Genomic DNA, 12,398 nt, shown 5'->3' with positions numbered 1-12,398 from the left:
TCACTTGGCGACGCAAACGCGTTCGCCGCGCGGTGTTCCCCAAGGAGGGAGCCATGCCCGCACCAGGACGGTACGCCAGCAGCGCACCCTCGCAGACCGAGACGGCAAAATCCGCCGCTTCGCCTTGTCGCAACAGCCAGGCCATGCGCCGTGGAGGTCATCCACGTTACGTCGTCGACAGACAACGCATCACCGACGGCATCTCGTCGGGACTGGATGAGGCGCTGAAAATCATCGCCTTGATTTCCAGCGACGTCGTTGCCCAAAAGGTGCAACTGACCCTCCAGTACAACCCTTGTCCTCCCTTCACCCGCGGCGATCCCTCCGTCGCCCGGCCACCTGTCTATACCCCTGGCGCCGGCAGCACGTGTGAATTTTCCGGCATGGCCGAGACCGTCACGCAAGTGCTCAAGAGCAAAGGTTGTCCGCCGTAAAAAGTGCAGCAACCGCAGGGTTGATGCCGGTCCCCACGAAAGTCAGATGATCAAAGGACACGCGGCCGAACAGGCTGTCGCATTCATTCGCGCAATGGCGCAGGGAGAACAACATGACGTTGCTTCGCATGGTCTTGGCCGGGCTGATGGTCTGTACGACATCCTCGGCAGCACTCGCCGAACTTGCTCCACAACCTTTCCTGGCACCGCCCAGACTCCTTGAAAAAGGACCTCCGGGCACGCTGAAGGCGAACGAGCTGGCGCTTGAGAAAACAGGCTGCAACCCCGCGGGCGACATCACCCGCGACGGTCAAACCGTCGAGCTGAACCTGCAAGTCCAGAAACGCGAGAATCAGATCTACAACCCGGGCAATCCCGATGGCGCGAAAGACAAGGTCAAACTGCGATCCTATGGCGGCTGCCTGTCCGGGCCGCTCATCGATGTGCGGCCGGGCAACACCCTGCGTGTGCACCTGGACAACCAACTGGAAAAAAACGATCCAAGCTGTCCGGGCGGAGGCGACCCGGCGAATGGCAAGCCGGGCTGCTTCAACACGATCAATCTGCATTACCACGGGATGCACGTCTCGCCTTCGGGCAACAGTGACAACGTGCTGTTGAACATTGCTCCGCAAACCAGGTTCGAGTACGAGGTCAACATCCCCACCGATCACCCTTCGGGTACCTTCTGGTACCACGCCCATCGACATGGCTCCACTGCGCTGCAAGTCGCCAGCGGTGCCGCGGGGGCCCTGATCGTCCGCGGCGACCGTCCCTACACCGGTGGCAAGCCAGGAGACATCGACACCATTCTCAAAGACGCTTCGGGACGCCCCATTACCGAGCAGGTCTTTCTGTTCCAGCAAATCCCCTATGCCTGCTTCGACGACAAGGGAGACATCATGCAGAAGGATGGCACCTGGACGTGCCCCAGCGGGAAAACAGGCGTGGTGGAAGACTTCGATGCGCAGCTCTCCTCGGCCACGGTCTGGGACGAGAGCGGTCGGTTCACCAGCATCAACGGCGTGGTCCAGCCGACGCTTGAGGGCATCGCCGCGGGAGAAATACAACGCTGGCGCTTCATTCATGGGGGTATCCACGACACTGTGAACCTGCAGATCGTGCCCATGAATACAACCAGTCCAAAAGCCCTGCTCGCGCTGAAAGGTGTGCTCAGCGGTACGCCGAAGGAACAGGCCGCCATGATCGCCGACCTGTGCCCGGCGACCGTGCCGGACACCAGCAAGCCGGTCGAACTCGTGCCTCAGTTCGAGATCGCCGCCGACGGACTCACGCGCACCGCGATCCGCCCCATCGGCGTGAACAAAAAGAGCGTGAGCGGCGGCATCGGCAGCAACTTCCTGCAACCCGGTTATCGCAGTGATGTGCTGCTCATGTTCCCCCGCGACGGCACCTACTGTGTGCTGAACCAGGCGGCGACACCCGCTGAACGCGCCAATGCCGGCCCCAAAGGCGGCCCGGGCGGCCAAGGCCCGAACGAAACTCAATTGCTGGCCACGGTCATCGTGTCTGGCGGCAAGGCCGTGACAGACGATCCGCAAAGCTATATCCAGCAAGCGCTGTACGACGCCAACAAAGCGGACAAATCGCTCCCTGTCGCGGCCCTCGAAGGACTGCGAACCGGCGACCTGAAACCCTGGCGCGGGATGGATGATCTGAAGAGCGCGGTGATCAACGACGACATCCAGAAGGTCGACTTCTTCATCGGCCATCCACCCTTCCCGCCCTCGCCGCCAGCCACAGCCCCCCAAAAGCCGGGAGATCCCTGGACCGGTGCGTTCGGATTTTTCATCAACTACAAGTCTTATGACCCGGACCGCATCGACTTCACCCGCCAGGTCAACACGACAGACGACTGGGTCCTGACTTCACAGGGCGAACCCCACATTTTTCACATTCACGTCAACCCGTTCCAGGTGATGGACGTGCTCTACGCCAAACCCGGCGAGAAACCCAAGAGCATTTTCGGCCCCAACGGCGAGTGCCTGGTGCCGGCCGACGAGCTGGGGCTACAAAACCAGTACTGCGGCATGTGGCATGAGTTCAAGGACACCCTCTTTGTGCAGAACGACTACCAGGTTCTGGTGCGCACGCACTACGACCGCTACATCGGTGAGTTCGTCATCCATTGCCACATCCTCGACCACGAAGACGGCGGCATGATGACCAACATCCAGATCGTTCCAGACCTCAATGCCAAGGGCGGCGGCATTGGCATGGCAGGTATGAAGCACGCCTCGAATCAACCGTCGGACACCCACCAGCACTGATGGGCGATCCCTTTGCACGAAAATTGACGACAAGGAGTCGGTCATGACGCTTACCTCCACAACAGCCCCTGTCACCAACCCCACCTGGTACGGGCAGATCCGCGATCTGTTTACCTCCGTAGACAGAGAACACATGGCCAGGCTAGGCCTTGATCTGGCCAGCTACAACGTCATGATGGACCACGCCGGCAACATCTATCAACAGGTAGCGGCGGGCAACATGCCGCGCGGCAATCCCTGGCCTGCCGATTGGGTGGGCACCTTTCTCAACTGGATGAACAATGGCTACCCAAAGGGAACGCCCCCCGCCAACGCCACCGAAACGAATTTCGCCGCCAGGTCCCTGTTCAGCGTCGCGGCACCTGTCGGCAGGGTCCGCAAGGACATCACCACGCTGTCCAGCTACGAACTCGATCTGCTCAAGAAAGCGTTTTCCGCCCTCCTGGACAAGGATCCCAGCGACCCGAACAGCTATTTCGTGCAGGCCGGATACCACTGGTTGCCAGCCCCCAATACGTATTGCATGCACCATGTGCCGGGCTACAACCCTTGGCACCGGGCCTATCTGATCAGCTTCGAAAACGCCCTGAGGTCGGTGCCCGGCTGCGAGAGCGTGACCCTGCCCTACTGGGATATCACCACGCCCTTCCCCGACGTACTCAAGAGCCCGCCCTTCGACCAGTACATACTGCCGCAAGCGGTAGGCCCCAAGTATCCCGAGGGTTACGTCACCACACGTTTTGACTATGACCAGATTGCCCAGAACCTTGTGCAATACGGCGTGACTGCCGACATCAATCGGGCCATGAGCAAGACTGACTGGGAAGACTTTCACGGTTACTGGTCCGATGCCGACTACGACACCATCATTGCCGCCCATGACAGTGGCCACAACTCAATCGGCCTGACCATGCAGCATCAGGAAGTGGCGGCCTTCGACCCGGTGTTCTGGTTCTTCCATTGCAACTGGGACAGGCTGTTCTGGGAATGGCAGAAGAAGATGGGGGCCACCGACCTGCATGGCCTGCTCACCACCATCAACGGCGTATCCGATCCCCTCAGCTATCAGATCTTCAACGATGCCGCGCTACAGTCCCTGAACCCGTTCACCAGCAACCCACCGGAACTGAACACGCTCTCGATCATTGACTCGGTGAATCAGCTCGACGTCGACTACGCCCCCCCAGCGGCGGCCTCGCCGGTAGACTTCCTGCCCAAGACCCAGCGCACGCTCGCTGCGTCCAGGGGGTTCTCGGTCGAAGCCGACCAGGTCAACGTACGGGTCAGCGGCGTGAACCGCTTGAAGATCCCCGGCAGCTTCTCGGTGCACTTGCAGAAGGATGGAAAGACCATCGCCTCCAAAGCACTGTTTCAGCCCGTGGAGGTTCAGACATGCGCCAACTGCGTGGCCAACGCCCTGGCCCACTTCGATTTCAAACTGCCGATAACCGCTGTACAGGGCGGCCAGCTGAGCGTCTGGGTCGAACCCGTGAACAAGGACTTCATCGGTGATCGGTTCCCGCAGAAGCTAATGGGCAACCCCACCATAGAGGTGCATCTGTTGTTGGAAACGCAGTAGCGCTGCTGCCAGGCTCAGAGGGTTGGGTATCTCTGGGCCTGGAAGCGGTTTGTAGGGCAACCGTGGCTGGCATCAACCTTTAATTCCAGCCACCCCCCAACACCTTGTACAAACTTACCCGGTTGCTCTGCTCGGCCAGTCGCAGGGTGATCAAGTCCTGTTGCGCGCTGTACAACGAACGCTGGGCGTCCAGGGCTTCGAGGTAACTTTGCGAGCCGCCGCGATAGAGCGCGTCGGCCAGTTCAAAGCTTTTACGGCTGGCGTCGGTCAAGGCTTGCTGAGCTTCAAGACGTTGGTCCAGGGTGCTGCGTACCGCCAAGGCGTCGGCCACTTCCTTGAAGGCTGTCTGCAGGGTTTGCTGGTAGGTCTGCACCTGGATTTCACGCTCGACCCTGGCCGCATCCAGCGTTGCACGATTGCTGCCGGCATCGAAGATCGGCAGGCTGACGCTCGGGGCAAAGGTCCAGGCGCCGCTGCCGGCCTTGAACAGACCGGACAAGGCCGAACTCGCGGAACCGGCATTGGCGGTCAGGCTGATGCTCGGAAAGAACGCCGCACGGGCCGTACCGATATCGATGTTGGCCGACTTCAGCGTGTGTTCGGCGGCCAGGACATCCGGGCGCCGTTGCAACTGACTGGACGGTAACTCATCCGGCACCTGAACCAGCAGCGCGGCCGATTGCAGACTGGCGCCGGGCAGCAGCTCATCGGGTATATCGCTGCCGACCAGCAAGCGCAAGGCATTGCGGTCCTGGAGAATCTGACTGGCGTAGACCGCCGCATCGCCCCGGGCCGATTCCACGGTGGTTTGCGCCTGGGCCAGGGCCAGACCGGAAGAACCACCCAAGGCGTGACTGCGCTGAGTCAGTTCGTAGGTTGCCTGCTGACTGCGCAGGGTTTCTTCGGCCAGTTGCAGGCGCTCGTTGTCCGCCGCCAGGGTCAGCCAGGCCGTGGCCACTTCCGCCACCAGACTGATCTGGGTGCTGCGCCGGGTTTCGGTCAGCGCCAGGTAGTCTTCCAGCGCTTCGTCCTGAAGGTTCTGCACCCGCCCGAACACATCCAGCTCGTAGCTGCTCAAACCCAGTTGCGCACTGTACTCATGACTGGTACTCGCCGCGCCGCTGCTGGACACCGAGCCTGGTGTGCGACTGTGTGTGCCACTGACGCCGGCATCGATGGCGGGAAACGCCGCCGCCCGCTGAATGCGGTATTGAGCCTGGGCCTTTTCGATGTTCAGGCTGGCCAGACGCAAGTCACGGTTGTTGGTCAGGGCCAGGGTCTGCAAGCGCGCCAGGCGACTGTCGGTAAAGAACTGCTGCCAGTGGATATCCGCCGCCGCATCGCCTGTAGGCATACGGGTCGCCGGCATCCATTGCCCGGAAACCGGCGCCTCGGGGCGCTGATACTGCGGCGCCAGGTTGATACAGCCGCTGAGCAACGCCAGAGCGGCCAACAATGGCCAATGAAACTTGATCATGCATCACCTTTCTGGACGGTTGGGTGGGCGGTCGATGCGGTGGATACGCGACCGAAACGGCGACGGATCTGCACGAAGAACAACGGCACAAAGAAGATCCCCAGCACCGTGGCGCTGAACATGCCCCCCAGCACACCGGTGCCGATGGCCTGGCGCCCGGCGGAACCGGCGCCGGAACTCAACGCCAGTGGCAACACGCCGAACATGAAGGCTAAAGACGTCATCAGAATCGGTCGCAGGCGTTGGCGCACGGCGGTCAGGGTCGCGTCCCGCAGGCTGTTGCCCTGCTCTTGCAGGTGCTTGGCGAACTCGACGATCAGAATCGCGTTCTTCGCCGCCAGGCCCACGGTGGTCAACAGGCCGACCTGGAAGTACACGTCATTGCTCAAACCACTGAAACGGGTCGCGAGCACCGCGCCGACCACCCCCAGCGGCACCACCAGCATCACCGAGAACGGCACCGACCAGCTCTCGTACAACGCCGCCAGGCAGAGGAACACAAACAGCACCGATATCCCGTACAGCAGCGGTGCCTGGGAGCCGGACAGGCGCAGTTGATAAGACTGCCCGGTCCACTCGTAGCCGATGCCTTCGGGCAGTTGCTTGATGATCGCTTCCACCGCGTCCATGGCGACCCCGGAACTCACCCCCGGCGCCGGATCGCCAACCACCTCCAGCGAGGCGTTGCCGTTGTAACGTTCCAGCAACGGCGAGCCATAGCTCCACGAACTGCTGGCGAACGAGGAAAACGGCACCATCTCATCGTTGCTGTTGCGCACGAACCAATGCTCCAGGTCGGCCGCCTGCATGCGCGCCGAGGCCTCGCCCTGCACGTAGACCTTCTTCACCCGGCCCTGATTGAGGAAGTCATTGACGTAAGTGCCGCCCAACGCCGTGGACAAGGTGGCGTTGATGTCGCTGGTGCTCAGGCTCAAGGCGCCGGCCTTGCGATCATCGATGCTGACTTTGAGCTGCGGTGTATCGTCCAGACCAATACTGCGTACCCCCAGCAGTCGCGGGTCTTCTTTCGCCAACTCGATAAACTGCTCCCGCGCGGCGACCAGGGCGTCATGCCCCAGACCACCGAGGTCTTTGAGTTGCAGATCAAAACCCGAACTTTGCCCCAGGCCGCGCACGGCCGGCGGCTGCATGACAAACACGTTGGCATCGCCAATGCTCGCCAGCGCCTGGGTCGCCCGCTGGGCTATCGAGGCCGCATCCTGGCCTTTCCCCGATCGCTCGCTCCAGTCCTTGAGCTTGATGAAAGCCCGGCCGGTGTTCTGGCTGTTGCCGCCCATGCCCAGGCCACTGATGCTGATCAGCGCCTCGACTTCCGGCTGTTCAAGCATGTAGCCCTCGAACTGCTTCATCACCGCCTGAGTGCGGCTATCGGTGGCGCCCACCGGCAACTGGATCTGCGCCATGAGGATGCCTTGGTCTTCATCCGGCAAGAACGAGGTGGGCAGGCTGGCATAACCTGCGCCCATTGCCAGCAGAATCACCCCGTACACCAGCAGGCTCCGACGCCCGCGCTGAAGAATGCCGCCCACCCATTGTTGATAGCGCTTGGCGCTGCGTTCGAAACTGCGATTGAACCAGCCGAAGAAGCCGTTTTGCGCGCCATGGCCCAGGGCATCGGACGGCTTGAGCAAGGTTGCACACAAGGCTGGCGTCAGCGTCATCGCCACCAGCACCGACAGCAACATCGCCGACACAATGGTCACCGAAAACTGCCGATAGATAATCCCGGTGGAACCGCCGAAAAACGCCATGGGAATAAACACGGCGCTGAGGACCAGCGCGATGCCAATCAGCGCGCTAGTGATTTCCGCCATGGACTGACGCGTCGCCGCCAGGGCCGACAGCCCCTGCTCGCCCATCACCCGCTCGACGTTTTCCACCACCACAATGGCATCGTCCACCAACAGGCCGATGGCCAGCACCATGGCGAACATGGTCAGGGTATTGATCGAATAGCCGAACAGCGCCAGCACGCCGAAGGTGCCCAACAGCACCACCGGCACGGTGATCGCCGGGATCAGCGTGGCCCGCAGATTCTGCAGGAACAGGAACATGATCAGCACCACCAGCACGATGGCCTCCCCCAGGGACTTGACCACTTCTTCGATGGACAGGCTGACAAAGGGTGTGGTGTCGTAAGCGATCACGTTCTTGAGCTGCATTTCCGTTGGGTAGAAAGGCTCCAGCTCCTTGAGCTTGGCCTTCACGGCTTCACCCACGCTCAGGGCATTGGCCCCGGCGGCGAGCTGCACGCCCATGGCGGCGGCGGGTTTGCCGTTGAGGGCAGAACTCACGTCGTAGCTTTCACTGCCCAGTTCGACCCGCGCGACATCCCCCAGCAGCACCACGGCACCCTTGCTGGTGGACTTGACCACGACGTTGCGAAATTCTTCGGCGGTTTGCAGCTTGCTGCGGGCACTGATAGTGGCGTTCAGTTGCTGCCCGGCCACCGCTGGCAAGGCACCGAGCTGGCCGGCGGACACTTCGGTGTTCTGTGCTTCCAGGGCGCTACTGATATCAGACGGCATCAGCGCGTACTTTTCCAACAGGGCCGGGTCCAGCCAGATGCGCATGGCATATCCCGAACCGAGGGTTTGCACGTCGCCGACGCCATCGATGCGACTGATCTGGTCCAGCAAGGTGCTGGAAATGTAGTCGCCGATCTGGGTACCGGTGACGCTCTCGTTGTCGGAGGCCAGGGCGGCGATCATCAGGAAGTCCGAACCGCCCTTGGTCACGGTCAGCCCTTCGCTCTGCACCGATTGCGGCAGTCGCGACTCGGCCTGTTGCAGCTTGTTCTGCACCTGCATCTGCGCCACATCCGGGTCAGTGCCGGCGGCAAAGGTCAGGCTGATGCTGGCGCTGCCCGCCGAACTGCTGGAGGCCGACATGTAGGTCAGGTTATCCAGCCCTTTCATCTGCTGTTCGATGACCTGGGTCACCGAGTCTTCCACGGTCTTGGCCGAGGCGCCGGTGTAGGTGGCGGAGATCCGCACCGTCGGCGGCGCGATGTCCGGGTACTGCTCCAGCGGCAACTGGCTGATCGACAAGGCCCCGGCAAGCATGATGACGATGGCGATGACCCAGGCAAAAATCGGTCGATCGATAAAGAACCGCGCCATGCTCAACCCTCCTGCGCAATGGCGGTAGGCGCCGAGTGCAGCGTGCGGCTGCGAGTGCCGGGGTTCTGCGCCAGCACCGGGGCACCGACCCGGACTTTCTGCCCGCCCTCGACAATCACCTGATCACCCGCCGTCAGGCCGGAGGTGACCCACCACTGGTTGCCCACGGCGCGGTCGATGGTCAGCACGCGTTGCTCGACCTTGCCGTTGACCACCAGCAACACCGACGTCACGCCACTGGCGCTGCGAGTCACTGCCTGCTGCGGAATCAGGATGGCCTGATCGTCCCGCGCCTGTTCCAGCACCGCCCGCACATACATGCCCGGCAGCAACAGCCGGTCCGGGTTGGCGATTTCCGCCCGCAGGGTCACGGTGCCGGTGCCCTCATTGACGCTGACCCCGCTGAATTTCAAGCGACCTTCATGGGCGTAGGTGCTGCCGTCGTCGAGCTTGAGACTGATCCGCGCTTCGCCCTCGCCGTTGCTTTGCAGCACGCCGCTGGCCAGGTCGCGCTTGAGGCGCAGCAATTCGGTGGTCGATTGCGTGACGTCAACGTAGATCGGGTCCAACTGCTGCACCGTGGTCAGTGCGCTGTCCTGATTGGCCACCACCAGCGCACCGGGGGTGACCGTCGAGGTTTCGATGCGTCCGCTGACCGGCGAGCTGATGCGGGTATAGGCCAGATTGATGCGCGCGGTATCCACGCCGGCCTGGGCCACTTGCAGCTCAGCCTCGGCGGTCAGCAGACTGGCCTGGGCATCCTCGTTGTCCTGCTGGCTGATGGCATCGATCTTCGCCAACTGTGCATCGCGTTTGGCGGTGGCCTGAGCCGACTTCAACGTGGCGCGAGCCTTGGCCAGAGTCGCCTGCGCTTCAGCCAACGCGGCCTTGTAAGAGGACGCGTCCAGCTGATAGAGCGCCTGCCCGGCCTTGACCTCGGCACCTTCGACAAACAGCCGCTGCTGGACGATACCGCCGACCTGCGGGCGAATCTCGGCGACCATGAACGCCTGCGTGCGCCCGGCCAGCTCCGTGGTCAGCGCCTGGCTTTTGGGCTGCACCGTGATCACTGACACTTTGGGCGGTTCGATCACTGGCGCGGATTGACCCGGGGAGCAACCGCTCAACACGAGCAGCACGATCAACGAAAAAAGAACCGCGGCGGTCACCAGGGATTTGGCGAATATTTTGGTCGACATAAATGCCTCTGCAAGACGGGATGGAGCAAGTCAGGCGCCATACTGCGAGGCAAATGTGCAGGAAAATTGAAGATTGCCCCGCGAGCTTGAATCTTCGTCGCGTCAGGGCCTAAATGGGCGGGCCATTCACCGACCTGCCCGAGCCCATGAAACTGAGCATTTCCACCAAGCTGTTTATTGCCGTACTGGCCAGCGTGCTGTTTGTCATTTTGAGCATGGGGGTGGCCAACGGCTGGAGCTTTGGCAAAGGTTTTCTCGACTACCTCAACGAACAGGCCCTGGTGCGCATGACGCCGGTGCTGCCGCGCCTTGCCAACGCCTACGAGCGCGAAGGCAGCTGGGAATTCCTGCGCAACCAGCCGGATCGCTGGTTCGAGCTCATGCGTCCGGAGCCAGGCGTAGATTTCACCGACCCGCAGCGGCCGAACCTGCCCACGTCCGACCTGACCGGCGCGGTATTTCGCATCGCCCTGCTGGACCCGCAAAAGCAACTCGTCATAGGCTACGCGGCGATTGCCGACGACGCCCTGATGCGCCCGATCGAGGTCGCCGGCAAAACCGTCGGCTGGCTGGCGGTGACGCCGTTCCAGAACGTGACCGAAGCGGGCGGCGAACGCTTTCGCCTGTACCTGTTGCGCACCAGTCTGGCCGTGGGCGTGTTCTCGTTGCTTCTGGCGATGCTGATCGCCTGGTGGATCGCCCGCACCTTGCTTGACCCGGTCAAGCGAGTGGCCGCGGCCACGCACCGACTGGCCGCAGGCGAATACAGCAACCGGGTGGCAGTGTCCTCCAATGACGAGGTCGGTCAGCTGGCCCGTGACTTCAATCAGCTGGCGTATACGCTGGAGCGCAACGAAAAAATGCGCCGGGAGTTCATGGCCGATGTTTCCCACGAATTGCGCACCCCGCTGTCGGTATTGCGCGGTGAGCTGGAGGCCATCGAAGACGGTGTGCGCACCCTCGATCAATCCTCGATGAAATCGCTGCAAGGCGAAGTCGGCATGCTCAGCAAACTGGTGGATGACCTGTATGAACTGTCCCTGGCCGATGTGGGCGCGCTGACCTACCGCAAGAGCGAATGCGATCTCAACGAGCTGCTGGGCAGTTGCGTGGCAATGTTCCAGGAACGCTGCAATGCCCGGCATCTGCGACTGGAGCTAGAGCTGCCGACACCACCGCCAAGGCTGGAGGCCGACCCCAAGCGCTTGCAACAACTGTTCGGCAATTTGCTGGAAAACGCCGTGCGTTATACCGATGAGGGCGGTGTGCTGCGCATTCGCGCGGCCAGCGATGGCGACGTCGTACGCATCGATTTCCTTGATTCCGGCCCCGGGGTGGAAGCAGATCAGTTGCCACGGCTGTTCGAGCGTTTCTACCGCGGTGAAACCTCACGCAACCGCGCCAGTGGTGGCGCCGGTCTGGGGCTGGCCATCTGTCACAGCATCGCCCTGGCCCACGGCGGCAGCCTCAGTGCCGATCACTCGCCTTTGGGTGGCCTTTGGCTGACCCTGCGCCTGCCACGGAACGCCTGAACCATGGCCAACGACAGCCCGATCCTGATCGTCGAAGACGAACCCAAACTGGCCGCGTTGATGCGCGACTATTTGATCGCCGCCGGCTATACGACCCAGTGCCTGGACAACGGGCTGGAGGTGGTGCCGACGGTACGTGCCCGCGAGCCGCGACTGATCCTGCTCGATCTGATGCTGCCTGGCCGCGATGGTCTGCAAGTGTGCAAGGAACTGCGCAGCTTCAGTGCCGTGCCGATCATTATGATCACCGCCCGCGTCGAGGAAGTGGACCGCCTGCTCGGGCTGGACCTGGGCGCCGACGACTACATCTGCAAACCCTTCAGCCCCCGCGAAGTGGTGGCCCGGGTCAAAGCCATCCTGCGGCGCAGCCCGCAGCTTTTAACGACTGCACCACCGCGTCTACAGATTGACGAAGAGCAATACCTGGCTTCCCTCGACGGCATCGCGCTGGACCTGACACCGCTGGAACTGCGCCTGCTCAACACCCTCGCCCGCTCTCCGGGACGGGTGTTTTCCAGGGATCAGTTGCTCGACCGGATCTACTCCGATCACCGGGTGGTCACCGATCGCACGGTCGACAGCCACATCCGTAATCTGCGGCGCAAGCTCGAACAGGCCTGCCCGGGGGAGCATCCGATCGAATCGTTGTATGGGGTGGGTTATCGGTTTCAGCTCGCCGACACCTGAAACGTCGTCGAAATTGAGAAGGACCACCGCCCCGTTCCACCAGCTACACCGGCAGA

The 12,398-nt window shown here is 62.1% G+C and carries 8 protein-coding genes; 5 read left to right on the top strand and 3 right to left on the bottom strand.

The annotated features are described in order from the left end of the window. Positions 1-53 precede the first annotated feature (53 nt). From LOY38_RS13070 to LOY38_RS13060, 3 genes are all read left to right on the top strand, one after another. A complete protein-coding gene (locus LOY38_RS13070; RefSeq protein ID WP_258700373.1) occupies positions 54-434 on the top strand; it encodes a hypothetical protein in 381 nt (126 codons plus the stop codon). A 113-nt stretch (positions 435-547) separates the two neighbouring features. Next, complete coding sequence (locus LOY38_RS13065) at positions 548-2,725, top strand: multicopper oxidase family protein (RefSeq protein WP_258700372.1); 2,178 nt, start codon at positions 548-550, stop codon at positions 2,723-2,725. Positions 2,726-2,768: 43 nt separating this feature from the next. Beyond that, complete coding sequence (locus LOY38_RS13060) at positions 2,769-4,304, top strand: tyrosinase family protein (protein ID WP_258700371.1); 1,536 nt, start codon at positions 2,769-2,771, stop codon at positions 4,302-4,304. 79 nt (positions 4,305-4,383) lie between these two features. Here LOY38_RS13060 and LOY38_RS13055 read toward each other — a convergent pair whose 3' ends face one another. Genes LOY38_RS13055 through LOY38_RS13045 form a run of 3 tightly spaced genes read right to left on the bottom strand, consistent with a single transcriptional unit; the run spans position 4,384 to position 10,123 of the window. Beyond that, positions 4,384-5,781, bottom strand: a complete 1,398-nt coding sequence (locus tag LOY38_RS13055; RefSeq protein ID WP_258700370.1) for an efflux transporter outer membrane subunit — start codon at positions 5,779-5,781, stop codon at positions 4,384-4,386. Continuing rightward, positions 5,778-8,924: an efflux RND transporter permease subunit gene (locus tag LOY38_RS13050; protein WP_258700369.1), complete on the bottom strand. Its 3,147-nt coding sequence runs from the start codon at positions 8,922-8,924 to the stop codon at positions 5,778-5,780. Before LOY38_RS13050 ends, LOY38_RS13055 begins: the two co-directional genes overlap by 4 nt. Before the next feature lie 2 nt (positions 8,925-8,926). After that, positions 8,927-10,123, bottom strand: coding sequence for an efflux RND transporter periplasmic adaptor subunit (locus LOY38_RS13045; protein WP_258700368.1), 1,197 nt, complete (start codon positions 10,121-10,123; stop codon positions 8,927-8,929). Positions 10,124-10,236: 113 nt separating this feature from the next. On the opposite strand from LOY38_RS13045, the gene baeS reads away from it, so the two are divergent. Together baeS and LOY38_RS13035 are read left to right on the top strand one after the other, a co-directional pair. Continuing rightward, a complete protein-coding gene (gene baeS / locus LOY38_RS13040) occupies positions 10,237-11,655 on the top strand; it encodes a sensor histidine kinase efflux regulator BaeS (RefSeq protein ID WP_258700367.1) in 1,419 nt (472 codons plus the stop codon). A 3-nt stretch (positions 11,656-11,658) separates the two neighbouring features. Then, positions 11,659-12,342, top strand: a complete 684-nt coding sequence (locus LOY38_RS13035) for a response regulator (protein ID WP_258700366.1) — start codon at positions 11,659-11,661, stop codon at positions 12,340-12,342. Positions 12,343-12,398: the final 56 nt, after the last annotated feature.

Origin of the sequence: Pseudomonas sp. B21-015 (genome assembly GCF_024749285.1) — a bacterium.
GTDB lineage: Bacteria > Pseudomonadota > Gammaproteobacteria > Pseudomonadales > Pseudomonadaceae > Aquipseudomonas.
Note: the sequence above shows the minus strand (reverse complement) of the source record. Positions and strands in the feature narration are given on the sequence as shown.